23 protein-coding genes are annotated in these 26,602 nt (G+C 38.8%); 21 read left to right on the top strand and 2 right to left on the bottom strand.

Annotated features, from left to right (window positions below):
* The first annotated feature begins 5 nt into the window (after positions 1-5).
* The 19 genes from ABWU87_RS04735 (at position 6) to ABWU87_RS04645 (ending at position 17,493) form a co-directional block, all read left to right on the top strand.
* Positions 6-1,238: a CinA family nicotinamide mononucleotide deamidase-related protein gene (locus tag ABWU87_RS04735; RefSeq protein WP_353333735.1), complete on the top strand. Its 1,233-nt coding sequence runs from the start codon at positions 6-8 to the stop codon at positions 1,236-1,238.
* Positions 1,239-1,359: 121 nt separating this feature from the next.
* A complete protein-coding gene (rpmB, locus tag ABWU87_RS04730) occupies positions 1,360-1,620 on the top strand; it encodes a 50S ribosomal protein L28 (protein ID WP_353333734.1) in 261 nt (86 codons plus the stop codon).
* Positions 1,621-1,640: 20 nt separating this feature from the next.
* A complete protein-coding gene (gene rpmG, locus ABWU87_RS04725) occupies positions 1,641-1,829 on the top strand; it encodes a 50S ribosomal protein L33 (protein ID WP_073398583.1) in 189 nt (62 codons plus the stop codon).
* Between the two features lie 10 nt (positions 1,830-1,839).
* Positions 1,840-1,998: a DUF4295 domain-containing protein gene (locus tag ABWU87_RS04720; protein WP_353333732.1), complete on the top strand. Its 159-nt coding sequence runs from the start codon at positions 1,840-1,842 to the stop codon at positions 1,996-1,998.
* A 128-nt stretch (positions 1,999-2,126) separates the two neighbouring features.
* Complete coding sequence (gene ftsY / locus ABWU87_RS04715; protein ID WP_353333731.1) at positions 2,127-3,083, top strand: signal recognition particle-docking protein FtsY; 957 nt, start codon at positions 2,127-2,129, stop codon at positions 3,081-3,083.
* Positions 3,083-4,387, top strand: coding sequence for a 30S ribosomal protein S12 methylthiotransferase RimO (gene rimO / locus ABWU87_RS04710; protein WP_353333728.1), 1,305 nt, complete (start codon positions 3,083-3,085; stop codon positions 4,385-4,387). The genes ftsY and rimO overlap by 1 nt, the downstream gene beginning before the upstream one ends.
* 21 nt (positions 4,388-4,408) lie before the next feature.
* Positions 4,409-4,681: an HU family DNA-binding protein gene (locus ABWU87_RS04705; RefSeq protein WP_353333726.1), complete on the top strand. Its 273-nt coding sequence runs from the start codon at positions 4,409-4,411 to the stop codon at positions 4,679-4,681.
* A gap of 10 nt (positions 4,682-4,691) precedes the next feature.
* Positions 4,692-6,413, top strand: coding sequence for an HU family DNA-binding protein (locus ABWU87_RS04700; RefSeq protein ID WP_353333724.1), 1,722 nt, complete (start codon positions 4,692-4,694; stop codon positions 6,411-6,413).
* Positions 6,414-6,717: 304 nt separating this feature from the next.
* Positions 6,718-7,713: an AAA family ATPase gene (locus tag ABWU87_RS04695; RefSeq protein WP_353333722.1), complete on the top strand. Its 996-nt coding sequence runs from the start codon at positions 6,718-6,720 to the stop codon at positions 7,711-7,713.
* Positions 7,714-7,717: 4 nt separating this feature from the next.
* A complete protein-coding gene (locus ABWU87_RS04690) occupies positions 7,718-8,587 on the top strand; it encodes a DUF58 domain-containing protein (protein ID WP_353333720.1) in 870 nt (289 codons plus the stop codon).
* A gap of 6 nt (positions 8,588-8,593) precedes the next feature.
* On the top strand, positions 8,594-9,703 hold the full coding sequence (locus tag ABWU87_RS04685; RefSeq protein ID WP_353333718.1) for a hypothetical protein: 1,110 nt from the start codon (positions 8,594-8,596) through the stop codon (positions 9,701-9,703).
* 16 nt (positions 9,704-9,719) lie between these two features.
* The gene (locus ABWU87_RS04680) at positions 9,720-10,703 is read left to right on the top strand and encodes a vWA domain-containing protein (RefSeq protein ID WP_353333716.1); all 984 of its coding nucleotides are present in this window, start codon (positions 9,720-9,722) and stop codon (positions 10,701-10,703) included.
* A 17-nt stretch (positions 10,704-10,720) separates the two neighbouring features.
* Positions 10,721-11,743, top strand: a complete 1,023-nt coding sequence (locus tag ABWU87_RS04675; RefSeq protein ID WP_353333714.1) for a vWA domain-containing protein — start codon at positions 10,721-10,723, stop codon at positions 11,741-11,743.
* Between the two features lie 3 nt (positions 11,744-11,746).
* The gene (locus ABWU87_RS04670) at positions 11,747-12,427 is read left to right on the top strand and encodes a tetratricopeptide repeat protein (protein WP_353333713.1); all 681 of its coding nucleotides are present in this window, start codon (positions 11,747-11,749) and stop codon (positions 12,425-12,427) included.
* A gap of 35 nt (positions 12,428-12,462) precedes the next feature.
* Positions 12,463-14,283, top strand: coding sequence for a BatD family protein (locus tag ABWU87_RS04665; RefSeq protein ID WP_353333711.1), 1,821 nt, complete (start codon positions 12,463-12,465; stop codon positions 14,281-14,283).
* A 19-nt stretch (positions 14,284-14,302) separates the two neighbouring features.
* Complete coding sequence (locus tag ABWU87_RS04660) at positions 14,303-15,121, top strand: tetratricopeptide repeat protein (protein ID WP_353333709.1); 819 nt, start codon at positions 14,303-14,305, stop codon at positions 15,119-15,121.
* Positions 15,122-15,137: 16 nt separating this feature from the next.
* Positions 15,138-15,848: a phosphatase PAP2 family protein gene (locus tag ABWU87_RS04655; protein ID WP_353333707.1), complete on the top strand. Its 711-nt coding sequence runs from the start codon at positions 15,138-15,140 to the stop codon at positions 15,846-15,848.
* A 134-nt stretch (positions 15,849-15,982) separates the two neighbouring features.
* Positions 15,983-16,276: a DNA-binding protein gene (locus tag ABWU87_RS04650; protein ID WP_353333706.1), complete on the top strand. Its 294-nt coding sequence runs from the start codon at positions 15,983-15,985 to the stop codon at positions 16,274-16,276.
* Positions 16,277-16,368: 92 nt separating this feature from the next.
* On the top strand, positions 16,369-17,493 hold the full coding sequence (locus ABWU87_RS04645) for a universal stress protein (RefSeq protein ID WP_353333704.1): 1,125 nt from the start codon (positions 16,369-16,371) through the stop codon (positions 17,491-17,493).
* 173 nt (positions 17,494-17,666) lie between these two features.
* On the opposite strand, the gene ABWU87_RS04640 is transcribed toward ABWU87_RS04645, so the two are convergent.
* Both ABWU87_RS04640 and gyrA read right to left on the bottom strand, forming a co-directional pair.
* Complete coding sequence (locus ABWU87_RS04640) at positions 17,667-18,896, bottom strand: tetratricopeptide repeat protein (protein ID WP_353333702.1); 1,230 nt, start codon at positions 18,894-18,896, stop codon at positions 17,667-17,669.
* Between the two features lie 26 nt (positions 18,897-18,922).
* The gene (gene gyrA / locus ABWU87_RS04635; protein ID WP_353333700.1) at positions 18,923-21,448 is read right to left on the bottom strand and encodes a DNA gyrase subunit A; all 2,526 of its coding nucleotides are present in this window, start codon (positions 21,446-21,448) and stop codon (positions 18,923-18,925) included.
* A 406-nt stretch (positions 21,449-21,854) separates the two neighbouring features.
* On the opposite strand from gyrA, the gene ABWU87_RS04630 reads away from it, so the two are divergent.
* Both ABWU87_RS04630 and htpG read left to right on the top strand, forming a co-directional pair.
* Positions 21,855-24,386, top strand: coding sequence for an ATP-dependent Clp protease ATP-binding subunit (locus ABWU87_RS04630; protein WP_353333698.1), 2,532 nt, complete (start codon positions 21,855-21,857; stop codon positions 24,384-24,386).
* A 122-nt stretch (positions 24,387-24,508) separates the two neighbouring features.
* Positions 24,509-26,554, top strand: a complete 2,046-nt coding sequence (gene htpG, locus ABWU87_RS04625; protein WP_353333696.1) for a molecular chaperone HtpG — start codon at positions 24,509-24,511, stop codon at positions 26,552-26,554.
* The last annotated feature ends 48 nt before the right edge of the window (positions 26,555-26,602 follow it).

Below are 26,602 nucleotides of genomic sequence, written 5' to 3'. Positions count from 1 at the left end.
ATAAGATGTTTGTAGAAATTATTACGATAGGTGATGAACTGCTTATCGGTCAGGTAGTTGATACTAATTCTGCCTGGATGGGCCGCGAACTGAATAAGGCCGGTTTTGAAGTAATTCGTGTTACTTCTGTCAGAGATCGTGAAGAAGAAATACTCGAGGTAGTAGATTCCGCGATGAAAAGGGCGGATATTGTTTTGATGACCGGTGGATTGGGACCAACTAAAGATGATATAACCAAATATACATTATGTAAATACTTTGGTACAGAGCTGGTCTTCAGTGAAATGGTATTCGAAAATATTAAGAGAATACTGGCGAATAGAATAACACTTAATCCTCTGAATCAGGCCCAGGCAATGGTACCCAAAGATTGTACCGTGATTAATAATCCGGTTGGAACAGCATCTGTGAGTTGGTTTGAGAAAGATAACAAAGTATTGGTTTCAATGCCTGGCGTTCCTCAGGAAATGAAATATAGCATGAGTCATGAAATTATCCCTCGGCTTAGTGCCCGTTTTGAGATGAAGGCTATTGTTCATAAAACCTACATGGTTAAGAATTATCCGGAATCAGCACTGGCCATTGCGCTAACTGAATGGGAAAACCAGTTGCCGGAATGTATTAAGCTTGCTTACCTGCCCAAATCGGGTATCGTGCGGTTACGGCTTACTGGTCGCGGAGATAATGAGGACCAACTGAAAAAGATGGTGCTGAAAGAAGGTAGTAAACTTTACGAAATATTGGGCGAGAATGTCCTCGATGAAAACGATGCTCCTCTTGAAGAGATTGTCGGCCGAATGCTGAAGGAGCGAGGTTTGACAGTTTCCACGGCTGAAAGTTGCACCGGAGGTAATATTGCAGCGCGAATTACTTCCGTTCCCGGAAGTTCTGCTTATTTTAAAGGCAGTGTTGTTGCTTATTCCAATGAGGTAAAAAAAGAAATTTTGCATGTATTGGATGAAACACTCCAAAAATATGGTGCGGTAAGTGAGGAAGTTGTAAAAGAAATGGTTCTGGGTGTGATAAATTCCCTTAAAACAGATTGTGCTGTGGCGGTTTCAGGAATTACAGGACCCGATGGAGGGACTCTGGATAAGCCTGTGGGTACAGTCTGGGTGGCCGCTGCGTACGGAAAAACGATTCTTACAGCAAAGCAAGAGGTAGACTTCGGAAGGGAGCTGAATGTAGAACGGGCAACCAATAATGCTCTTTTGTTGCTTCAGAGATTACTAAAATGAGGAATAATTGATGCTTAAATGTGAATTAATTTGCGAAATGTTTGTTTTATATTGATAAATTCACTTACTTTGTGCCCTGTTTGGAAACTACAAGAAAGAAAACTATAAAAATTAGATAGAAATGTCGAAGATTTGTCAAATTACAGGAAAGAAAGCCATGATTGGCAACAATGTTTCACACTCAAAAAGAAGAACCAAAAGAACTTTTGATGTGAACTTGTTTACTAAGAAGTTCTACTATGTAGAGCAAGATTGCTGGATTAGCTTGAGCATCAGCGCAGCCGGTTTACGTACAATTAACAAAAACGGGTTGGATGCTGCTTTAAATGAAGCTGTAGCTAAAGGGTATTGTGATTGGAAAAGCATTAAAATAATTGCTTAATATTAAGGAGAGATTGAGTTATGGCAAAGAAAGCAAAAGGTAACAGAGTACAGGTTATCCTTGAGTGCACAGAGCACAAGGATAGTGGAATGCCGGGCACTTCCCGTTATATTACAACGAAAAACAGAAAAAATACTACTGAAAGAATTGAGTTGAAGAAATATAATCCAATTCTTAAGAAAGTAACAGTTCACAAAGAAATTAAATAAGAGATAGACCATGGCAAAGAAAACAGTAGCAAGTTTGCAAGATGGAACCAAAGAAGGTCGTTCCTATACAAAGGTTATCAAAATGGTTAAATCTCCAAAAACTGGAGCTTACGCATTTGATGAACAAATGGTACCAAACGAAAAAGTTCAGGACTTTTTCAAAAAATAATAGTCATTGTCTTTACTGCAATTGACAAAAACTTCCTCTCATTCATTAAAATGAGGGGAAGTTTTTTTTTGATACAAATTCAAATTGTTATATCTTTGTAGCTTAATATATTACTAATAGGAATCAATATGGGATTTTTTAGTTTTTTCTCCAAAGAAAAAAAAGAAGTTCTAGATAAGGGATTATCTAAAACCAAGGAAAGCGTCTTTAACAAGATTGCCAGAGCTGTAGCAGGAAAATCGAAGGTGGATGATGAGGTTCTGGATAATCTGGAAGAAGTTTTGATTACCTCTGATGTTGGGGTGGAAACTACACTCAATATTATCAAGCGGATTGAACAAAGAGTTGCTTCTGATAAATATGTTAATGCACAGGAACTGAATCATATTCTCCGCGATGAAATTGCTGCTTTACTGAAAGAAAACAACTCCGACGATGCTGAAGAGTTCAGCGTACCGGCCGATAAGACTCCTTACGTAATCATGGTGGTGGGTGTAAATGGCGTTGGCAAAACAACAACAATCGGTAAAATGGCATATCAGTATAAAAAAGCCGGTAAGTCGGTTTACCTGGGTGCTGCAGATACATTCCGCGCTGCTGCCGTAGAACAGCTGGTAATCTGGGGAGAAAGAGTGGGAGTGCCTGTGATTAAACAGAAGATGGGAGCCGATCCTGCTTCCGTGGCATTTGATACATTGAGCTCTGCAGTGGCCAATAAGGCAGATGTGGTGATTATTGATACAGCTGGGCGTCTTCACAATAAAGTGAGCCTGATGCACGAACTTACCAAGATTAAAAACGTGATGAAAAAAGTGATTCCGGATGCCCCTCACGAAGTGTTACTGGTACTCGACGGTTCTACAGGACAAAACGCTTTTGAACAAGCCAAACAATTTACATTGGCTACGGAAGTGTCTGCCATGGCCATCACAAAGTTAGATGGAACAGCGAAAGGTGGCGTGGTTATAGGTATTTCTGACCAGTTTAAAATTCCAGTGAAATACATCGGGCTTGGAGAAGGTATGGAAGACTTGCAAGTGTTCCGTAAAACAGAGTTTGTTGATTCCCTATTTGGAGAAAATTAATGAAAAAAAATACAATTGATATTATTACGCTGGGATGTTCTAAAAATCTGGTTGATTCAGAACAGCTGATTCGCCAGCTTGAGAAAAATGGATACAGTGTAACTCATGATTCTGAAACACCGGAAGGTGAGATTGCTATTATAAATACCTGCGGCTTTATTGGTGATGCCAAGGAAGAATCCATTAATATGATTCTTGAATTTGCCCAGGCAAAAGAGGAGGGACGACTCAATAAACTGTATGTGATGGGTTGCCTTTCCGAACGTTATTTAAAGGAACTTTCCAGTGAAATCCCGACAGTAGATAAATTCTATGGCAAGTTCGACTGGAAAGGACTTCTACAAGATCTAGGAAAGGTGTATGATGAACGTATTCATATAGAACGCTCGCTTACAACTCCCAAACATTATGCTTATCTGAAGATATCGGAAGGCTGTGACAGAAACTGTGCTTACTGTGCAATTCCAATTATCACCGGCGGTCATGTATCGCGCCCTATGGAAGAGATTCTTGACGAAGTGAAGTATCTGGTGAGCAATGGTGTAAAAGAATTCCAGGTAATTGCTCAGGAGCTTACCTATTATGGGCTCGATCTTTACAAAAAACAAATGTTGCCCGAACTGATTGAAAAGATTTCCGATATTCCCGGAGTGGAGTGGATTCGTCTGCATTATGCATACCCAGCTCATTTCCCGACGGATTTATTCCGTGTGATGCGCGAACGCAAGAATGTATGCAAATACATGGATATAGCTTTGCAGCATATCAGCAATAATGTGCTGTCGGATATGAGAAGACATGTATCGAAGGAAGAAACTTATCAATTAATGGAGCAATTCCGCAAGGAGGTTCCGGGAATTCATCTTCGTACGACATTGATGGTTGGCTTCCCTGGCGAAACAGAAGCTGATTTTGAGGAGCTGAAAGAATTTGTGAAACGTGTTCGGTTCGACAGAATGGGGGCGTTTGCTTATTCTGAAGAAGAGGGTACCTACTCAGCAGAAAGTTTTGAAGATAACGTACCTCACGAAGTGAAACAGCAGAGATTGAATGAACTCATGGCTATCCAGCAGGAAATTTCGGCCGAACTGAGCGCTGCTAAGATTGGTGAATGCTATAAAGTGATTATTGACCGCAAAGAGGGCGATTATTACATTGGACGTACCGAATTCGACTCTCCGGAAGTGGACCCTGAAGTATTGATTCTAGGAGCCGACCTAAACTTGATGATAGGTCAGTTCTATCAGGTAAGGGTTACAGATGCCGATGACTTTGATTTGTTTGCTGAATTGGTGAATGAGTAACTGATAAAAAAATAAAACACATTGAACAACAAGGAATTTATCACAGAACTATCCAATCGGTTGGGATACTCCGCCAAGGAGACCGCCGATCTTGTTTCGTCGGCCATTTCTGTTGTATCGGAACAGCTGCAGGAGGGAAATACTGTTGTTGTTCAGGGTTTTGGAACGTTCGACGTGAAGAAGAAAGCAGAGCGTATCTCTGTTAATCCGGCTACCAAACAGCGAATGCTGGTGCCGCCCAAATTGGTGATTAGTTATAAGCCAAGTAATGTATTGAAGGATAAGTTTAAATGAATCTGAATATATGGGCGAAAGAATTAACATACAGAATCTGATAGACTTATTTGCTGCCAAAAAAGGGCTAACAAAAAAAGAGACTGAAAGTTTTCTTAAGGAGATGTTTGCACTGATCGAACAGACTCTTGAGAATGATAAATATGTGAAAATCAAAGGGTTCGGAACCTTTAAATTGATTGAGGTTGACAGTCGTGAAAGTGTCAATGTCAATACAGGCGAACGTTTTGAAATTCAAGGACACACAAAAATATCTTTTACTCCCGATGCTGTCATTCGTGATCAGATAAACAAACCTTTCTCTCATTTTGAGACAGTAATTCTCAATGAAGGAGTTGTGTTTGATGATATGAATATCAGCGAGGAAGAGCCAGACAGTGATAATGAAACGACTGTTTCGGAAGAGATGGTTATGGCTGGAAATACGGAATTGTCGATTGATGAACCTCAAGCAGAAGAAGTTCTGTCTGAAAGACTGGTTTCGGATACAGAATTTAAGCAAGAGGAGAGTACTCAGACTGTTGAAGATACTCTAACTACAGAGAATGAAACAATTCAGGAAGAGGTACCTGTCAATGCACCTGCCGAATCTGCACCGATCGCTGTCAATACTGCAAAAGAAAACATAACTGAAGTCATTAATACTCCCGAGAAGATCATTGATGATGCAGAAACACCCGCCGAAGTTGCTGTTGCATCTGTAACGACAGATGTAAAAGACAATGCTGAAATACCTGTTGAAGAGGCAAATGAACCGGAGAAAGCTTCTTCCTCCAATGTAGAAGCAACGCCTGCTGAAGAGGTACAAACCATTGCCTCCGAAGAGGTTGTGGCGTCAAATCAGCAATCAACCGTCCCGTCAGAAATAAATCCTCAGGATTCCATTCAGAAGATTTCCGCTGCACTTTCGGATGCAAAGGCCGTTCTTACTTCAGAAGAAGAGGCTGCTGCAAAAACTTCGGTGGTGAAAAGAGCTGATGAGAAGAGAACTTCGGCAACAGAAGAGATAATTCCTGCATATCCCGAAAAGATATCAGTAGCAGCCGGACCAGTCTACACAAAGGTAACTGTATCGGCTTCGGTTCCTGTTAATGAGACGGAAAACACTGTTTCGGCCGAAACAAAGAGCGCTGTCTTACCTCAGGAAACAATCAAACAGGATGAGGAAATTGAAGTGACTATGCCAAAACAGAGAAATTATGCCATGTATTATTTTATTGGTATGATTACTTTCCTGTTGCTCTTTGTTAGCTCCATTTTTACCTTTATCTACAATCCTGAATTTGTAATGAGTCTATTGCCGGAAACAACTGCTGAAAACAAGGTTGATTCAGCAAAAATAGCTCCGGTAGTAGTCAAAAAGGATACTATCCATGTGAAAGATTCCATTCCTCGTGAAGAGAAAAAGGAACTGAAAAACGAAGTGGCTAAAATGACTCAGGAAGCAGTTCGCTCCAATGGGCAAAACAAGATGGATGAGACTGTGATTCATGGTAAACAAACAGAACAAAAAAATATAAAGCTGAATCCTGCAGATTATAAAATTGTAGGTACTAAAGGAAAGTATACCGTTCAGGAAGGAGAGTCTCTGGTTAAAATATCCAAGCTGTTCTATCAGTCCAAGGACTTGTGGACACTGATTGTGCAGCATAATCCCACTGCTATTAAGAATCCGGATTATGTTCCGGCAGGAACGGTGATTAGAATTCCGGAATTACAGCTTAAAAATTAAATCCATCGAGATAACTTTATTAAGTTCTGTACAAAAGATTGCATTCTTCTGTACAGAACAATTAATTCTCTTGTACAAAAGAATCTATTGTTTTGTACAAGAGAATTTTCTTTTATGGCCAATCTTTTCAAAATGGTCGGTTTCTTATCTCATTTCTAAACATTATGCATTGTTTTTTAATGATTTTTAGTTGCTGTAGTTAATTATAAAGAGTATTTTTGGAACTCGAAAAGAATTATCAGTTACTACGATAAATTCTCTTCCTTAAGTGCATTAAAATAACAATAAAAGTATTATAAAAACTATGGCTGAATCGATTGATATCCGCGAGTTGAACGAACGGATAGAAAAACAAAGCGCATTTGTAACCAACCTCATGAAGGGGATGGATCAGATGATTGTGGGACAGAAACACTTAGTAGAGTCTTTGCTGATTGGGTTGCTCTCTGACGGACACATCCTGCTGGAAGGGGTACCGGGACTTGCAAAAACACTGGCAATTAAAACACTGGCTTCGTTGATTGATGCGAAATACAGCCGCATTCAGTTTACGCCCGACTTGTTGCCTGCCGATGTGGTTGGTACCATGATCTACAGTCAGAAGGACGAAACCTTTATGGTTAAGAAAGGTCCGGTATTTGCCAACTTCGTATTGGCAGATGAAATTAACCGTGCACCGGCAAAAGTTCAGAGTGCTCTGCTCGAAGCCATGCAGGAGCGTCAGGTTACTCTGAGCAAAGATACTTTCATGTTGCCTGAACCATTCCTGGTACTGGCTACCCAGAACCCCATCGAACAAGAGGGTACTTATCCGCTTCCTGAAGCGCAGATGGACCGTTTCATGTTGAAGGTGGTAATTGATTATCCAAAGCTGGAAGAAGAAAAGCTCATCATTCGCCAGAATATCAACGGAGATAAGTTTGATGTGAAACCTATCTTGAAAGCCGACGAGATTCTAGAAGCAAGAAAGGTGGTTCGTGATGTTTACCTGGACGAAAAGATTGAACGATATATCGTTGATATTGTGTTTGCTACACGTTATCCGGAGAAGTATGGCTTGAAGGAGTTGAAAGATATGATTGCCTTCGGTGGATCGCCACGTGCTTCTATCAACCTGGCACTGGCAGCCCGTACTTATGCATTTATAAAGAGACGTGGTTATGTGATTCCGGAAGATGTGCGTGCCATTGCACACGACGTTCTTCGTCACCGTATCGGTCTTACTTATGAAGCTGAAGCCAGCAATGTGACATCCGATGAAATAGTTAGCAAGATTCTTAATAAGGTGGAGGTGCCTTAGTCGTATGGAAGCGAGTGAACTTATAAAAAAAGTTCGTCAGATTGAAATAAAAACTCGGGGACTATCGAATAACATCTTTGCCGGACAGTATCATTCTGCGTTTAAAGGGCGGGGAATGGCCTTTTCTGAAGTTCGTGAGTATCAATATGGCGATGATGTGCGGGATATTGATTGGAATGTAACGGCACGGTTCCACAAACCTTATGTGAAGGTGTTTGAGGAAGAGCGTGAACTTACCGTTATGTTGCTGATTGATGTTTCCGGAAGTCTTGAATTTGGTACGGTGAAACAGATGAAAAAGGACATGGTAACAGAAATTGCTGCCACCCTGGCGTTCTCTGCCATCCAGAACAACGATAAAATAGGTGTAATCTTTTTCTCGGACAAAATAGAGAAGTTTATTCCGCCCAAGAAGGGCAGGAAGCACATTCTCTTCATTATCCGTGAACTGATTGACTTTCAGGCAACCAGCCGTAGGACGAACGTTCGTATGGGGCTGGAATACCTGACCAATGCAATCAAGAAGAGATGCACTGCGTTTTTGATTTCCGACTTCATTGATAATTCAGATTACAAGAACGCATTGACCATAGCCAATCGTAAGCACGATGTGGTGGCTATTCAGGTTTATGACCGCCGTGTGGCTGAACTTCCAGCGGTTGGACTGATGAAAGTAAAAGACGCGGAAACCGGTCATGAGCAATGGATTGATACCTCTTCGAAAGCGTTGCGCAAAGCGCATCACGAATGGTGGGTGAAGAAACAGAATATTCTAAACGAATTATTCACCAGAAGCAGTGTAGATTCAGTCTCTGTGCGTACTGACGAAGATTATGTGAAAGCATTGCTGAATCTGTTTGCTAAAAGAAAATAATACGAAATGAGTAAATACACATTATTGAAAAGCAGAAATTTCCTGATTGGAGTGAGCTGTTTCGTGCTGTTATCTTTTGTTCCGCAGAAGATAGCAGCCCAATCTGTTACAGTTGATGTATCCATTGATTCTTTGCAGATTATGATTGGTGAACAGGCCCATATCAGACTTCAGGTAAGCATGGATGCCCGACAAAAAGCTGTTTTCCCTCATCTCAGAGACAGTTTGGTGCGTGGCATCGAAATTCTTGAAGTTGCAAAGCCCGATACACAGTATCTCAACAATAAACAGCGCCTGCTTATTACACAGAAATACACGATAACTTCTTTCGATTCGGCGCTTTACTATATTCCTCCATTCAATGTAATGATAGATTCAAAGGAATATAAATCGAAGTCGCTGGCGCTAAAGGTTTACTCTCCAAGGGTGCCTCTCGATAAGAATCATCCCGACCAATTCTTCCCTCAGAAGGGAGTAATGAATCCTCCTTTCGTTTGGAGCGATTGGGCCGGAATTGTTTTTCTTTCCATACTGGCCATTCCGTTGTTGTTGGCGATAATATACCTCATTATCCGTTTCAGGGATAATAAACCAATTATCAGACATATAAAGATTGAACCGAAGCTTCCACCTCACCAGCAGGCCATGAAAGCAATCGAACGTATAAAGTCCGAGAAAATCTGGCAACACGGTCGCTCCAAGGAGTATTATACCGAGCTGACCGATACGTTGAGAAACTATATTCAGGAACGTTTCGGGTTCAATGCCATGGAAATGACCTCTTCCGAGATTATCGAAAAGTTGATGGAAGTTGAATCTAAAGACATCAACGAACTGAAAGATCTTTTTATGACGGCTGACCTGGTTAAGTTTGCCAAGCATAATCCGCTGATGAATGAGAATGATTATAACCTGCTTAACGCAATCTCCTTTATCAATGATACCAAGGTGGAAGAAGTTGCGGACAAGAAACCTGTACCTACTGAGATAACTGTTGAGGAAAAACGCTCACGCAGGGCAAAAGTGATACTGGCTGTCGGAATAACACTGTTGACCGCAGGTATAATAGCTATCATGGCTTATGTGGCCATGCGTATTACTGATATGTTCTTATAATTAAAACGATTGAGAAATGATATTTGCTAATATAAAATTTTTATTTCTGCTTATACTGCTTGTACCATATATTGTGTGGTATATCCTGAAGCAGCGGAAAAATGAGGCTGCGCTTCAGGTTTCCGACACCAGGGTATTTGCGCACACGCCCAAAAGCTATAAGATATATCTGTTGCATGCACCGTTTGTTCTTCGGTTAATTGCTTTTGTGATGCTGATACTGATACTTGCGCGTCCGCAAACTACCAACAACTGGCAGAATACGGAAACGGAAGGAATCGATATCATGATGGCACTTGACGTATCGACCAGTATGCTTGCTGAGGATCTGAAACCCAATCGTCTGGAAGCGGCAAAGGAGGTGGCAGCCGAGTTTATTAACGGTCGCCCGAACGATAATATCGGTATCACTCTTTTCGCAGCTGAAAGTTTTACTCAGTGTCCGCTAACCGTAGACCACGCCGTACTACTTAATCTTTTAAACAATACACAATGCGGTATGATAGAAGATGGAACAGCTGTGGGTATGGGTATTGCAAATGCAGTGTCCCGTTTAAAGGAGAGCAAGGCAAAATCGAAAGTGATTATTCTGTTGACCGATGGCTCTAACAATCGGGGAGAGATATCTCCGCTCACAGCTGCCGAAATTGCCAAAAGCTTTGGCATACGGGTATACACTATTGGCGTAGGAACAAACGGAATGGCTCCTTATCCGTATCCCACAGGCGGTACGGTACAGTATATCAATGTACCGGTGGAAATCGATGAAGCTACATTGACTCAGATTGCTCATAATACAGACGGAAAGTATTTCCGTGCAACAAGCACATCAAAGCTGAAAGAGGTTTACCACGAAATTGATAAGCTGGAGAAGACTAAGTTGAATGTAAAAGCATATAGCAAGAGACATGAAGGCTATCAGCCGTTTGCGCTGATATTGTTCCTGTGTCTTCTGGGCGAGATCCTTTTACGCAACTCAATATTAAAGAAAATACCGTAAATTAAAAAAGATAAACTATGTTTCGATTTGCAGACCCGACATATTTATATCTGCTTATAATATTGCCGTTCATCGCAGCTTTCTATATCTATTCAAACTTTAAGAGACGGAAAGCAATTAAAAAGTTCGGCGACCCGGAACTGATGGCACAACTGATGCCCGATGTTTCCAGATATCGCCCGGACGTAAAATTCTGGCTTGTTTTTGCTGCATTAGCGCTGACCATAGTTCTGATGGCCCGTCCTCAGTTTGGTACTAAAGCTGAGAAGGTGGAGAGAAAAGGAGTAGAGGTTATTATTGCGCTTGATATATCCAACTCAATGTTAGCTGAAGATATTGTTCCAAGCAGATTGCAGAAAGCCAAAATGATTGTTTCCAAACTGGTTGATGAGTTTGATCAGAACAAAGTGGGACTGATTGTATTTGCTGGAGATGCTTTTACGCAACTTCCTATTACCAGCGATTTTGTTTCTGCCAAGATGTTCCTTGAATCGACCACTCCTGCATTGATAAACAGACAGGGTACCGCAATAGGTGCTGCAGTCGATCTGGCTGCACGGAGCTTTACTCCTCAGAAAGGGGTAGGTAAAGCGATCGTACTGATTACTGATGGCGAAAACCACGAACCAGGAGCAGTGGAAGCAGTAAAAGAAGCAAAAAAGAAAGGAATCGTGGTACATGTCTTGGGAGTTGGTTCAACACAAGGCTCGCCTATACCGGTTCCTGGCTCAAGCAATTTTAAGAAAGACCGACAGGGAAATGTGATTATCACCAAACTGAACGAAGAAATGTGCAAGGAGCTTTCTGCGGCAGGAAAAGGAATCTATGCTCGAGTGGACAATACAAACTCGGCCCAGAAATCGCTGATAAGCGCAATTGATGATATGGCGAAGTCGGATATGGAAAGCAGCGTCTATTCTGATTACGATGAGCAGTTTCAAGGGGTAGCATGGTTAATTCTGCTTCTGCTGATTGCTGATTTGATGCTGTTGGAGCGCAAAAATCCATTATTCAAGAATATTAAACTGTTTAAGATATAAGAAATGTCACAGGTTAGATATATAATTATTTTAGCTTTCTTGCTTCTGGCCAATGGAAATGCTTTTGCGCAAAGAAGTGAAAGGGATTATATCCGCAAGGGTAATAAGCTGTTTAAAGACAGCTTTTATGTTCAGGCGGAGATAAACTACCGAAAAGCGCTGGAACTCAATCCGAATTCTTCTGAAGCCTTATACAACTTGGGAAATGCCATGTCTCAGCAAAACAAGCTTAAAGAAGCCATGCAGCAATATACTGCGGCTTCTCAGGTTGAGAAAAACAAAACCAAACTGGCAAAGATTTATCATAATGCCGGGGTGTTGTATCAGGCAGCCAAACATTACCAGGAGGCAGTTCAGGCTTATAAACAGTCTTTGAGAAATAATCCGAATGATGATGAAACCAGATATAACCTGGCACTGGCCATGAAACAGATGAAGGAACAGCAAAATAAGGATAAAAACAAAGACAAGAACAAGGACAAGAATAAAGAAAAACAAAAGCAGGATCAGAAAAAAAATGATAAGCAGAAGGAGCAACCAAAACCGCAGCCTAACAAAAATCAGATGTCTAAAGAAAATGCCGAGCAACTGCTGAATGCTGCTACGCAGGATGAAAAACAGCTGCAGGAAAAGATGAAGAAACGGCTTCCGAATCAGGGACGCAACCTGGATAAGGACTGGTAATTAAATAATAACAAGAGGATATAAAACACAAAGCAATGAGGAAACTGATTTTCTTATTCATTATTTTATTGATACCCGGAATTAATGCTTTTGCAGATAATGTCAGATTGGTGGCAGAAGCACCGGATGCGGTCGCTGTAGGCGATCAGTTTAGAATTACATATACCGTGAATACGCAGAATGTTAAGAGCTTCAGGGCATCGTCCATGAAAGGATTTGATGTGCTCGCCGGACCGTACGAATCGAGAATGACTAGTTCTCAGTATGTAAACGGCAAAGGTTCTTCAGTAAGTTCAATTACATATACATATACGGTAATGGCAAGCTCGAAGGGAACTTTTACCATCGGACCGGCAACTGCTATAGCGGATGGAAAAGCCGTTGCTTCGAACAGTCTGCGCATTAAAGTGCTTCCGGCAGATCAGACTGGCGGCGGATCATCAAATAAAGCTGCTTCACGTTCTTTATCAAGTACAAAGGTCTCAGCACAAGATCTCATCATTGAGGGATCTGTAAACAAAACATCGGTATATGAACAAGAAGCAATTGTGCTTACCTATAAAATCTATACATTGGTTGATTTGAGAGGCTTCGACAATGTAAAACTGCCAGACTTTAAAGGATTTCAGTCACAGGAAGTTGAGCTGCCGCAAACAAAGCAGTTTTCTCTGGAACGATATAAGGGCAGAAATTATAATTCAGTAATCTACAGACAATTTGTGCTTTTCCCGCAGCAGACAGGCAAGCTGGTAATTAACCCTGCACGTTTTGATGCATCTGTGGCTAAAGCTGTACATACCGACGATCCGTTTGATGCATTTTTCAATGGAGGATCAAACGTGGTTGATGTGAAGAAATCAATCATAACACCACAAATTACAGTTAATGTAAAAGCCTTACCGGGTGGTAAACCTGCAAATTTCTGCGGTGGAGTAGGAGCCTTTACTTTGTCATCTTCTGTTAATTCTCAAAACGTTAAAACAAACGATGCCATTACAATCCGGATAACAATTTCAGGGGTAGGTAATTTAAAACTAATCGAAACTCCGAAGATTGAATTCCCCAAGGATTTTGAGGTGTACGATCCTAAAGTGACTAATAAGTTCACGTTGACCAAAAATGGCCTTTCTGGAAGTAAGGTGATTGAATATCTTGCTATTCCTCGTTATGCTGGCGATTACAAGATTCCGTCGGCATCATTCTCATATTTCGATAGTAACAGCAATAGCTACAAAACGTTGAGAACACAGGAGTTTAATATCAAGGTGGCTAAAGGTGCCGGAAATGCTAGCCAAGTTATTGCCAACTTTACTAATAAGGAAGATTTAAAAGTGCTGGGATCTGATATTCGTTATATCAAAACCAATGATGTTACTTTCTCAGAAAAAGGAGACTTCCTTTATGGCTCATTCCTGTATTATCTGTTATACATAATTCCTGCTGCGCTCTTTATCGCCTTTGTAATCATATATAGAAAACAGGCTGTTGAGAATGCCAATGTTGCAAAGGTTCGTACGAAGAAAGCCAATAAAGTGGCAACAAAGAGAATGAAAGTTGCAGGTAAGCTGCTCAGCGAAAATAAGAAGGAACAGTTCTATGATGAGGTGCTGAAAGCTCTTTGGGGATACTTCAGCGACAAATTGAGTATTCCGGTGTCTAAACTAACCAAAGATAATGTTGAGTCCGAACTTACTAACTATGGTGTTGATGCGGAATTGACTAAAGAATTCTTGTCTGTACTCAACCAGTGTGAGTTTGCTCGTTATGCACCAGGCGATCCAAATGAAGCGATGGATAAGGTTTATGCTTCTGCCATTCAGGTAGTGAGTAAAATGGAAAACATTATTAAACACTAACAGAGAAAGATATAGTGATATGAAGAAAATTATATTTATTGTTGTGAGCATTCTTTGCTCATTCAATCTTTCAGCCCAGGATTCGTTGGCAACTGTTCAGCCATTAAAGGCTACACATAGAAATTTCACTGCCGTAAGAATCGCCAATCCTACAAAGGCGAAGGGAGATAGTGCATATACACATAATGACTATGCTAGCGCCATTCAGATATATGAATCTCTGCTTAGTACAAAAGGGGAGGCTGCAGATGTGTATTATAACCTGGGAAACAGCTATTACAAGATGAACGATATGGCAAAAGCGATTCTCAACTATGAGCGTGCTTTGTTATTGAAACCTGGTGATGGTGATATTCGCTCAAATTTGGAAATTGCACGTGGAAAAACGGTGGATAAGATAAATCCGGCTCCCCAAATCTTTTTCGTGAGCTGGACAAATGCATTGATTAACTGTATGGGGGCTGATCAATGGGCAAAATTGGGCGTGGCATCTTTTCTTTTATTCATTGGAGGTCTATATTTCTTTATTTTTTCAAAAAAAGTAATTCTAAAGAAGATCGGCTTTATTGCTTCTATAGCTCTGCTTGTAATTGTTGTATTATCAAATGTATTTGCTTCACATCAGAAAAATCGCCTGATTAACCGTGCAGAAGCAATTATAATGACTCCAAGTGTGACTGTTAAGAGCACACCAAATGAGAGCGGAACAGAACTTTTTATTATCCATGAAGGCCGTAAAGTGACCATTAAAGATAGCTCAATGAAAGAATGGAAAGAGATAGTACTTGAGGATGGCAATGTGGGTTGGGTGAAAACAACTGATCTGGAAATCATTTAAATTCTCAATAACAGAAATGGATATACAGCAGCTGATACAATACGATAAAGAAGCGTTACTGGCATTAAATGGAAGTAACTCTACCTTTTGGGATGGATTTATGTGGGTGTACACAAGTACGATTATATGGATCCCGTTGGCAATTGTATTGCTGTATATTATCATCCGCAATAATAAATTAAAAGAAGCTCTATTAATAATCTTGATGATAGCGGTCACTGTTTTTATATGTGACCGCGTATCATCAGGTATTTTTAAGCCTGTATTCAAACGTTTCCGTCCGGCACAAGATCCTGAGTTAATGTATCTGGTTGATATTGTGAATGGATATAGAGGAGGACGTTTTGGATTTATATCCAGCCATGCTGCAAACACATTTGGACTGTTCACTTTTACCTCTCTTCTCATTAAAAAGAGGGAATATACTATAGCCTTCCTCATCTGGGCTTTAGTAACTTGTTATTCAAGAATTTATTTAGGAGTACATTATCTTGGTGACATCATCTGTGGAGCAATCTTGGGCGTCGTGTCAGCTTTTCTTGTCTTTTATTTATATAAATACATCACCAAAAAAACAGATAGAGAAAAGCAAGTTTCGTATTTTGGTAGGTGTACCGACAGCAGGTATGCTGTTTCAGATATCAATTTAATTCTGATCACCTTATTTTCTACAATCTTTTTCATAATGATAGTTGGAATGATTATATTCAATTATCGATATTTGTAAATTCCTGTTATTTTATTTCCCTCCATGATTAATTTTTTATAAAAAATTAATAGGTTATTAATTGCTTTTGTCATTTGATTTGTTTATGTTTATAGCGTTATAATAAATATAGTATTAACCCAAATTCCTATATTATGAACAGAACAATATCATTCAATGAACTTAGAAAAATAAAAGATTCATTGCCAAGCGGAAGTATGCACAGGATCGCTGACGAATTAAATTTAGATGTCGAAACTGTGCGTAATTTTTTCGGGGGAAGTAATTTTAAGGAAGGAAAAAGTGTTGGATTACATACAGAGCCTGGTCCGGATGGCGGTTTGGTAATGCTTGATGATACAACAGTTCTTGAACTCGCTTTGAAAATATTAAAGGAACATAATATTAATCATAGGGAAGAGGTCGGAGAAGAACTGGTACATACTTAGTTGATAATTCAAAATCCTGATTGATGCATTTCAATTGGGATTTTTTTTACTACACTTTGGATATTATTGTTTTACAATTAAACGACTGTCTTATGGAAGAGAAATTAGTAACTTTAGCTATATTAACTTATGCTAAAGCCCAGATCTTGAAAAGTGTATTAGAAAAGGAAGGCATAAAATCTTACATTCAAAATGTAGACCTCATTAAACCCGCTGTGTCTTCCGGTGTTCGTTTAAGAATCAGAGAAAGCGATTTGCCACAGGCTCTAAAGATTACGGAAAGTAATCTCTGGCTCTCTGAAGATATAATAGGGGAGAAGCCTATTGAAATAGAGAAAACTAACAAGGTGCTTATACCAATTGACTTCTCTGATTACTCAATGAAAGCTTGTGAGTTTGGTTTTGGTTTTGCGAAAACATTTGGTAATGAAGTTGTTCTACTTCATGTGTATTTTACTCCCAGATATATGCCTTCAATACCTTATAATGATGTGTTTAGCTACACAGGGCCAGATGAAGAGTCAATTAAAAATGTAATAAAAAAAGTAAACGAAGACCTTAATAATTTTTCAGATAAAATTAAAACAAAAATTGATACTGGAGAGTTCCCGAATGTGAAATTTAGTTGCGTACTAAAAGAAGGAATTCCTGAAGAAGAAATTCTTAGGTATGCAAAGAATAATTCACCCAGCATAATTGTTATGGGAACCAGAGGAAAAAACAAAAAAGACGCAGATATTATTGGTAGTGTCACAGCAGAAGTAATTGATAGAAGCCGGACACTTGTTTTTGTCGTTCCTGAAAATACGCCTTTTAAAATATTTAATGAAGTAAAGAAGGTTGCTTTCATCACGAATTTTGACCAGCGAGATTTGATTGCTTTTGATTCATTAGTCCAAAGACTTAATGCTTTTAAATTCACAGTAACGCTGATTCATTTAGCAACATTGAAAGATACCTGGAATGAGATTAAATTAGCTGGAATCAAAGATTATTTCCAGAGACAATATCCTGATCTAGAAATATTCTATGAAATTGTGATGGATGATAATCTGGGACAGAATCTTGACGCTTTTATTCAAAAAAACAAGATTGATGTTATTACCATTACATCTTATAAAAGAAATATGTTTGCTCGCTTATTTAATCCAAGCATTGCAATGAAGATGATTTTCCATACAGATACGCCTTTATTCGTGATCAGCGATAAAAAATAAGCAATTTAAAACGAATCAATAATTGGTATTATGTTTAATAGGAAATACGTTTTATATTTACTTCTTTCCTATTGAATAGTTTATTCGATTTTCATTTCATCTAATTCTCACTTATATAAAAAAGCCACTTAAGATCTTCTTAAGTGGCTTTTATTATAATGTCAGGGAATCAATTACTTTCCTGCTTTTTCAACTTCTTTAGCAAGTTCATCAAATTCAGGACCTCCGATACCAAGTTTGTAATATACAGTATAAAGACCATTCAGCCATAATTCTTTGTTATTTGGCTTCAGTTCTTTTGCTTTTTCAAGAAAAGGTTTGGCATTTTCATAGAACTTCTTAATCTTAGCCTGCTCACCTTTATATTTTGGGTCATTTAAATTCAGGGTCAATTTAGATTCATAATCTACAGCTTGGCTCCAGTATGCAATGCCGAGGTTAGAATATGCTTCAGCATTATTAGGATCTACTTCGATTGTTTTCTTATAGAATTCAATTGCCTGATCGTAGTTTTTCATACTTTGGTACAAATATCCTTTAACGTATAAGTAATATGCGTTTTTAGGATCTTTAGCAATCATTTGATCTGCAAAACTCATAGCATCGGCAAATTTATTTGAATTGCTATAATAATCAATTAAATAGCCGAAGAAATATGGACTGCTAGGATATGTCTGCACCCCTTCTTTCAAAGTTTGAACCCAGTTAACGGTGTCTTTCATTCCCTTATATGCTTCTGCAATTAATTGCATAGCATCCTGACCGTTAGTTTTGTCATTCTTTGCTATAGTTCCGTATTTTACAGCATTAGGATAATCATTCATTCTTGAAGCTGACAAACATGCATAGAAAGAAACCATTGAAAGAAGAGTGTCTTTTTTAGCAAGTTCTTCTTTTTCCAACATCGGTGCTTTTGCCAGGTCTACATACATGCCAAAGAAATCTAATGCTTCTTTATTCTTTCCTAAGTTATAGAATTGGCTTCCACCATTGATTAGATTTGGTCTCTCAATCATGATAGTTGCTGCATTATTCTTTCTATATTTAAATTTCACCTTTCCTTTTTCGTTTGGAACCTGTTCCAATTCGTCACATTTCAGGAAATAGTTCATCATTTTGTATAAGCTATTATAAGACTTCAATGTATCATATGGTTGTCTCAAATAAGCTTTTTCAATCTCCTTTTCATTGATTTTCTTTTGAATTAAAGCGGCAACATTCCATGTGTCTGCTTGACCTTTTGTTTCGGCATTTTCCAAAGCTTCATCAATCAGCTTTTGTGCCTCTGCGAAGTTAGGCTTCACATCTTCTGCGAGGCTTTTAGCTTGCTTTACGTTCTTCACCTGAGCTGAAGAAAAACCGGCAGCCAGCAGCAAGGCAATTGTAAATAATACTTTTTTCATACTTTTGTGGATTAATTATTTAACTTTTATTCTTCATCGTTTGTCTGTTCTACAGAACTGACATTTTCTGGGTTATTTATATCTTCTTCTAGATCCGTTTCTTCTTCGCTTTCTGAGATTACTTTACATACAGACCCTATTTCGTCGTTGCGTTTCTCAAGATTGATAAGTCTTACTCCTTGTGTTGCACGTCCCATGATTCGTACATCTGCTACTTTCAGGCGGATTGTGATACCTGATTTATTGATGATCATGAGGTCATTTTCGTCAGTAACAGACTTGATTGCAACCAACTTACCAGTTTTTTCTGTCACATTCAGAGTTTTAACTCCTTTCCCTCCGCGATTAGTGAAACGGTAATCCTCAATCTCTGAACGTTTTCCATAACCTTGTTCAGAAACAACCATGATTGATTCTGCCTCCTTGTCTTTTATACAAATCATTCCAATTACTTCATCATCATCTCCATCAAGTGTCATACCACGAACTCCTGTTGCTGTTCGGCCCATTTCACGCACGGTGCTTTCGTGGAAACGAATGGCACGACCATTGCGGTTAGCTATGATGATTTCATTGTCGCCATTTGTCATACGGACTTCAATAACTTGATCGTCTTCGCGAATTGTAATTGCGTTAATACCATTCTGGCGTGGGCGTGAGTATTGTTCAAGCTTTGTTTTCTTGATAACACCACGTTTTGTACAGAATACAATATAGTTATTGTTGATGAATTCTTGATCAGTAAGACTTGGAACGCGGACAAATGCATTTACTTTATCATCTGAATCAATATTTAAGAGGTTTTGAATGGCACGGCCTTTTGAGTTTTTAGTGCCTTCAGGTATCTCATATACTTTCAACCAATAGCATTTACCTTTCTGCGTAAAGAACATCATGGTGTTATGCATTGTAGCTGGATAGATATTTTCCACGAAGTCCTCATCCCTGGTTTCTGTACCTTTGGACCCTACTCCACCTCTATTCTGTGAGTGGAATTCAGCCAACGGAGTGCGTTTAATATATCCCATATGTGAAATTGTGATAACCATCTGATCGTCAGAATAGAAGTCTTCTGGATTGAACTCTTCTGAAGAATAGACTATTTCTGAACGACGCACATCGCCAAATCTGGCTTTAACTTCAACAAGTTCGTCCTTGATAACCTGACGACAAACTTCCTCGTTAGCAAGTATTTCCTCGTAGTACGCTATCATTTTCATGATTTCTTCATATTCTGCATGAAGTTGATCCTGCATCAGGCCTGTCAGCTGACGAAGACGCATTTCAACGATTGCGCGAGACTGAATTTCTGTAAGATTAAAACGGGCAATTAAGCCTGCAATAGCTTCGTTAGGCGTTTTTGCTGCCCTGATAATTCTGATTACTTCATCAATATTATCAGAAGCTATTATTAGTCCTTCCAGAATATGAGCACGTTCTTTTGCTTTTCTTAGATCGTATTGAGTACGACGTATAACAACATCGTGTCTGTGTTCAATGAAATTGGCAATCAGATCGTACAGATTAAGCATTTTAGGACGTCCGTGTACCAATGCAATGTTGTTTACACCGAACGATGTCTGCATTGCAGTCATCTTGAACAGTTTATTCAGAACAACACTTGAGTTGGCATCTCTTTTCACATCCACAACAATACGCATACCTTCACGGTCAGATTCGTCATTAACATTCGAAATTCCCTCAATTCTTTTCTCTGAAACCAAGTCTGCAATAGTTTTAATCAGCTCTGCTTTATTAACATTATAAGGGATTTCTGTGACTATGATCTTATCGTGTGTACTTTCGCTCTCAATATTGGCTTTTGCACGCATAACTACCCTTCCTCTACCGGTAAGATAAGCTTCGCGAACGCCGCTTATACCGTAAATATATCCACCAGTCGGGAAGTCGGGAGCTTTAACATATTGCATCAGCTCTTCGATTGTTATATTATTATTTTCAAGATATGCCACGCATGCGTCAATTACTTCGGATAGATTGTGAGGTGGCATATTAGTTGCCATACCAACAGCAATACCGGATGCACCGTTTACCAAAAGGTTTGGAATGCGTGTTGGCAGAACTCGTGGTTCTTGGAGAGTATCGTCGAAGTTGTTTTGAAAATCAACAGTCTCTTTGTCGATGTCTCTCATCATTTCTTCCCCAATCTTGTTTAGACGTGCTTCGGTATAACGCATTGCTGCTGGGCTGTCACCGTCTACAGAACCGAAGTTCCCTTGTCCATCTACCAAGGTATAACGCATAGCCCATTCTTGGGCCATTCTCACCATTGCCCCATATACTGAAGAATCACCGTGGGGATGGTACTTACCTAAGACTTCGCCGACGATTCTGGCAGACTTTTTATAAGGTTTATCGGAAGTGTTACCAAGTTCATTCATCGCAAATAGTATTCTACGGTGAACGGGTTTGAATCCATCTCTAACATCAGGAAGAGCTCGTGATACAATCACAGACATTGAATAGTCAATGTATGATGATTTCATTTCGTCCTCGATGTTAATTTTTATAATTCTGTCTTGTTCAAGCATTTAAAAATATTATTAATTACACATTTATGGCTTTAAAAAAACCATGCTAAAGTAATGCTTTTCCCCGAGATATAAAAGATTTCAGCTAAAAACTTTCTACGAACGATCATTATACATATCGTTTAGATAAATTTATTGCAAAGCAAAAATAAATCTTTTGAATATTCATTTATAAAAGGTATATTCTTTATATTGGATTGATGGCAGATGTACATCTTTTTAATATGAAATGTATTTTGTGTCAGGAAATATAAAATAGCGTTATCAGAACGCAACTAAAACTCTCCTTTTTTCGTTATATTTGTATAATGGCACGGCTTTTGTTATTTAATCATCTAGATTAACTAAGATGCTGTAAAATATATATCTTTGCATTGTATAATATAGAAAAAGGAAAAATTAATATATGGATAATCAATTCTCACAAAAAGTATCGGAAGTCATAATCTATAGCAAAGAAGAAGCTAATAGATTGAATAATGGCTTCATTGGTCCAGAACATCTGTTTCTTGGACTGCTTCGAAATGGTGACGGTAAAGCTGTGGAGATACTCTCCAAACTGAATATAAATTTCCCTGAAATTAAGAGTAAGATTGAGAGTATACTTCGTGAAACGGCAAGTCCAAACGGATTTATGGTCGATGATATTGTACTGACCGCAGAAGCCTCTAAAGTTTTAAAAATGTGTATTTTGGAAGCTAGATTACTTAAGAGTCCGGTAGCTGATACAGAACATATGCTTCTGGCAATACTTAAAGAAAATGATAATATGGTTTCGAAGGTTTTGGATGAAAATAACATCAGGTATAACAATGTGTTCGAACAACTTACTTTGCAGCCTGATATTAATGCTGGTCTAGGGTTCAGTGAAGACGATGAAGAAGAGGATGATGATATGCAGCGTCCGGATGATGCATCGAATAATATGAAACAACAGACGCAGGCTCCTCCTCGTAAAACTTCCAATGAGACTCCGGTTCTTGACAATTTTGGCACAGATATGACACGTGCGGCAGAAGAAGGCAAACTGGATCCAATTATAGGGCGTGAAAAAGAAATAGAACGTGTTGCTCAGATTCTTAGCCGCAGAAAAAAGAATAACCCGATTTTGATCGGCGAACCCGGAGTTGGTAAGTCGGCAATTGTTGAAGGGCTTGCATTGCGAATCACCCAGAAAAAAGTATCACGCATATTGTTTGATAAAAGGGTAATATCACTTGATATGACATCGGTTGTGGCTGGCACTAAGTACCGTGGACAGTTTGAGGAGCGTATTCGATCCATTCTCAATGAATTACAAAAGAATCCGAATATTATTCTTTTCATCGATGAAATTCATACTATTGTTGGTGCAGGTTCTGCTACCGGTTCCATGGATGCGGCAAATATGTTGAAGCCAGCCCTTGCTCGTGGTGAAATACAGTGCATTGGGGCAACCACTACCGATGAATACAGGAAAAATATTGAAAAGGATGGTGCATTAGAACGTCGTTTTCAAAAGGTAATGGTTGAACCTACAACTCCGGAAGAAACCTTGCAGATTCTTCGTAATATCAAGGAGAAATATGAAGATCATCACAACGTAACTTACACAGATGAAGCTTTAATGGCATGCGTAAGACTGACTGAACGTTATGTAACCGATCGTAATTTCCCGGATAAGGCAATTGATGCGTTAGATGAAGCTGGATCACGTGTGCATCTGGCTAATATTAATGTGCCTAAAGAGATTGAAGATCAGGAGAAACTGATTGATGAAACAAAAAATAAAAAGAATGAAGCGGTAAAACTCCAGAATTATGAATTGGCAGCCAGTTTCAGAGATAAAGAGAAAGAGTACGCCAATCAGTTGGAAGAGATGAAACGTAATTGGGAAGCCAGTATTAAACTGAACAGACAAAGAGTAGATGAGGAAGAAATTGCAGAAGTGGTTTCTATGATATCGGGTATACCTGTACAGCGTATGGCGCAGGCTGAGGGTATGAAGCTTGCCAGAATGAAAGAAGATCTGCTTTCAAAGGTTGTTGCTCAGGATTCGGCTGTAGATAAACTCGTTAAGGCTATTCGCAGGAGTCGTGTAGGACTTAAAGACCCCAATCGTCCTATAGGTACGTTTATGTTCTTGGGTCCAACTGGGGTAGGTAAAACCTTATTGGCCAAAGAGCTGGCAAAATATATGTTTGGTTCATCTGATGCCTTGATTCGGATAGATATGAGTGAATATATGGAAAAATTCACTGTTTCGCGCTTAGTTGGAGCTCCTCCGGGATATGTTGGCTACGAAGAGGGAGGCCAACTTACAGAAAGGGTAAGAAGAAAACCTTATTCAATTGTTCTTCTTGATGAGATTGAGAAGGCGCATCCGGATGTATTTAATATATTACTCCAGATCATGGATGAGGGACGGTTGACTGATAGCTATGGTAAAACTGTAGATTTCAAGAATACTGTATTGATTATGACTTCTAATATAGGAACGCGTCAGTTGAAAGAATTTGGTCACGGTGTAGGGTTTGCCACACAAAGTCGACTGGATGATAAGGAGTTTGCACGTGGTGTCATTCAGAAAGCTTTGAATAAGTCATTTGCGCCTGAATTTATTAACCGTATTGATGAGATTATCACATTCGACCAGTTGAATCTGGAAGCTATTACCAAAATTGTAGATATTGAATTGGCTGGAATTTTTAATCGTATAGAATCAATTGGTTATAAGCTGATTGTAACCGAAGCAGCAAAAAAATTCCTGGCAAGTAAAGGATACGATGTACAGTTTGGTGCTCGTCCGCTGAAAAGAGCTATTCAGAATTATCTGGAAGATGGACTATCGGAAATCATTATTACATCCTCAATTAAGGAAGGCGATACGATTTCGGTGGATTATATAGAAGGAAATGAAGAATTAAATATGACAGTTATTAAACCATTGGAGAATTAAACGTTTCTTTTTATATAAAAAGCAGTCAAAATGTCAGATTATACCTAATCTGGCATTTTTTTTGTCTATAAAGTTGGAAAATGAATCATATTATTATTATAACTTTAAAATATATTTGAGATATGCAAAAAGGAAACATTGGGGTAACCACTGAGAATATTTTCCCCGTCATTAAAAAGTTCTTGTATAGTGATCATGAGATCTTTCTTCGTGAAATAGTTTCTAATGCTGTTGATGCTACACAGAAGTTAAAGACTTATGCTTCAGTTGGAGAATTTAAAGGTGAACTAGGTGATCTTACAGTTAAGGTTTCATTAGGAAAAGATACAATCACCATCTCTGATCGTGGTACCGGATTAACGGCTGAGGAGATTGAAAAATATATCAATCAAATAGCATTCTCAGGAGCGAATGATTTCCTGGAAAAGTACCAAAACGACGCCAATGCAATCATCGGTCATTTTGGATTGGGATTCTACTCGTCTTTCATGGTTTCTAAAAAAGTAGAAATCATTACCAAATCATATAAAGATGGTGCGAAAGCAGTAAAATGGAGTTGCGATGGAAGTCCAGAATATTTCTTGGAAGAAACTGAAAAAACTGACCGGGGTACCGATATAATAATGCATATTGATGATGATTGCAGAGAGTTCTTAGATGAATCTCGAATCACTTCTTTGCTTAAAAAGTATTGCAGCTTCCTGCCGATATCTATTGCTTTCGGAAAGAAAAAAGAGTGGAAAGATGGCAAGCAAGTGGAAACTGAAGAAGATAATGTAATTAATGATACGAATCCGATGTGGACTCGTAAACCTTCTGACCTAAAAGATGAAGATTACAAAAAATTCTACAGTTCTCTTTATCCAATGTCTGACGAACCTCTCTTCTGGATTCATCTGAATGTGGATTATCCGTTCAATCTGACAGGTATTCTTTACTTCCCGAAAGTAAAGAGTAATATTGATCTTAACAAGAACAAAATACAGCTTTACTGCAATCAGGTGTATGTAACTGATTCTGTTGAAGGAATTGTTCCAGATTTTCTCACATTGCTTCACGGTGTGATTGATTCACCAGATATTCCGTTGAATGTGTCTCGTTCTTATCTGCAAAGCGATTCTAACGTGAAAAAGATCTCTTCACATATTTCCAAAAAGGTATCCGACCGTCTGCAGGCTATCTTCAAGAATGATCGTAAGGAATTTGAAGAGAAATGGGATGATCTTAAGATCTTTATCAACTATGGAATGCTGACTCAGGAAGATTTCTACGAAAAAGCAGCAAAATTTGCTCTGCTGAAGGATACTGATGGTGTATTTTATACTTTCGAGGAATATAAGACTCTTGTTAAAGATAGTCAAACTGACAAAGATGGCAATCTTATTTATCTGTATGCCAATAACAAAGACGAGCATTACAGCTATATCGAAGCTGCAAAAAATAAAGGATATAATGTCTTATTGCTGGATGGACAATTAGATACTGCAATGGTAAATATGCTTGAACAGAAGCTTGAAAAGAGTCGTTTTACTAGAGTAGATAGCGATATTATTGACCATCTCATCGTAAAAGAAGATAAAAAAACGTCTGCTTTAGAAGAAGAGAAGAGTGAAGTCCTAGCTTCTTTGTTCAAAAGTCAACTTCCTACTATGGAAAAGGTGGAATTCAGCATTGTATCACAATCTCTAGGCGAAAATGGAGTTCCAATCATGGTTACTCAAAGTGAATACATGCGTAGAATGAAAGAGATGGCTAATCTTCAACCTGGAATGAGCTTCTATGGCGAAATGCCGGATATGTTCAACCTGGTTGTGAATGCTGACCATAAGCTGGTTAAACAAGTGCTTGAAGGCGAAGATAAAGAATGTTCAGAAACCATCAAGCCGGTTCTAAATGAAATTGATTCGTTGAAAGCGCGAAGAGATGAACTTAAGAAACAGCATAAAGACAAAAAAGATGAAGAGATTCCGGTAGCCGAAAAAGATGAGTTAGAGGAACTTGATAAAAAGGTTACAGAATTGAAAGGAAAGAAAGAAGCTGTTCTGATCGAATATGCAGCAACAAATAAGGTTATTCGTCAGCTGATTGATCTTGCACTTCTTCAAAACAATATGCTGAAAGGTGAAGCTTTAAGTAATTTTGTAAAGAGAAGTATTGAATTGATTTGATCGTAAAATAAACAATTTTATTGGTAAATAGTAAGGGCATTGTGGTCT

Origin of the sequence: Bacteroides sedimenti, from assembly GCF_040365225.1 — a bacterium.
Classification (GTDB): Bacteria; Bacteroidota; Bacteroidia; order Bacteroidales; family Bacteroidaceae; genus Bacteroides; species Bacteroides sedimenti.
Note: the sequence above shows the minus strand (reverse complement) of the source record. Positions and strands in the feature narration are given on the sequence as shown.

Excerpts from the sequence above, each read along its gene's own strand:
- ABWU87_RS04735 (WP_353333735.1), top strand. The coding sequence starts at position 6 with ATGTTTGTAGAAATTATTACGATAGGTGATGAACTGCTTATCGGTCAG.
- rpmB (WP_353333734.1), top strand. The coding sequence starts at position 1,360 with ATGTCGAAGATTTGTCAAATTACAGGAAAGAAAGCCATGATTGGCAAC.
- rpmG (WP_073398583.1), top strand. The coding sequence starts at position 1,641 with ATGGCAAAGAAAGCAAAAGGTAACAGAGTACAGGTTATCCTTGAGTGC.
- ABWU87_RS04720 (WP_353333732.1), top strand. The coding sequence starts at position 1,840 with ATGGCAAAGAAAACAGTAGCAAGTTTGCAAGATGGAACCAAAGAAGGT.
- ftsY (WP_353333731.1), top strand. The coding sequence starts at position 2,127 with ATGGGATTTTTTAGTTTTTTCTCCAAAGAAAAAAAAGAAGTTCTAGAT.
- rimO (WP_353333728.1), top strand. The coding sequence starts at position 3,083 with ATGAAAAAAAATACAATTGATATTATTACGCTGGGATGTTCTAAAAAT.
- ABWU87_RS04700 (WP_353333724.1), top strand. The coding sequence starts at position 4,692 with ATGGGCGAAAGAATTAACATACAGAATCTGATAGACTTATTTGCTGCC.
- ABWU87_RS04695 (WP_353333722.1), top strand. The coding sequence starts at position 6,718 with ATGGCTGAATCGATTGATATCCGCGAGTTGAACGAACGGATAGAAAAA.
- ABWU87_RS04690 (WP_353333720.1), top strand. The coding sequence starts at position 7,718 with ATGGAAGCGAGTGAACTTATAAAAAAAGTTCGTCAGATTGAAATAAAA.
- ABWU87_RS04685 (WP_353333718.1), top strand. The coding sequence starts at position 8,594 with ATGAGTAAATACACATTATTGAAAAGCAGAAATTTCCTGATTGGAGTG.
- ABWU87_RS04680 (WP_353333716.1), top strand. The coding sequence starts at position 9,720 with ATGATATTTGCTAATATAAAATTTTTATTTCTGCTTATACTGCTTGTA.
- ABWU87_RS04675 (WP_353333714.1), top strand. The coding sequence starts at position 10,721 with ATGTTTCGATTTGCAGACCCGACATATTTATATCTGCTTATAATATTG.
- ABWU87_RS04670 (WP_353333713.1), top strand. The coding sequence starts at position 11,747 with ATGTCACAGGTTAGATATATAATTATTTTAGCTTTCTTGCTTCTGGCC.
- ABWU87_RS04665 (WP_353333711.1), top strand. The coding sequence starts at position 12,463 with ATGAGGAAACTGATTTTCTTATTCATTATTTTATTGATACCCGGAATT.
- ABWU87_RS04660 (WP_353333709.1), top strand. The coding sequence starts at position 14,303 with ATGAAGAAAATTATATTTATTGTTGTGAGCATTCTTTGCTCATTCAAT.
- ABWU87_RS04655 (WP_353333707.1), top strand. The coding sequence starts at position 15,138 with ATGGATATACAGCAGCTGATACAATACGATAAAGAAGCGTTACTGGCA.
- ABWU87_RS04650 (WP_353333706.1), top strand. The coding sequence starts at position 15,983 with ATGAACAGAACAATATCATTCAATGAACTTAGAAAAATAAAAGATTCA.
- ABWU87_RS04645 (WP_353333704.1), top strand. The coding sequence starts at position 16,369 with ATGGAAGAGAAATTAGTAACTTTAGCTATATTAACTTATGCTAAAGCC.
- ABWU87_RS04640 (WP_353333702.1), bottom strand. The coding sequence starts at position 18,896 with ATGAAAAAAGTATTATTTACAATTGCCTTGCTGCTGGCTGCCGGTTTT.
- gyrA (WP_353333700.1), bottom strand. The coding sequence starts at position 21,448 with ATGCTTGAACAAGACAGAATTATAAAAATTAACATCGAGGACGAAATG.
- ABWU87_RS04630 (WP_353333698.1), top strand. The coding sequence starts at position 21,855 with ATGGATAATCAATTCTCACAAAAAGTATCGGAAGTCATAATCTATAGC.
- htpG (WP_353333696.1), top strand. The coding sequence starts at position 24,509 with ATGCAAAAAGGAAACATTGGGGTAACCACTGAGAATATTTTCCCCGTC.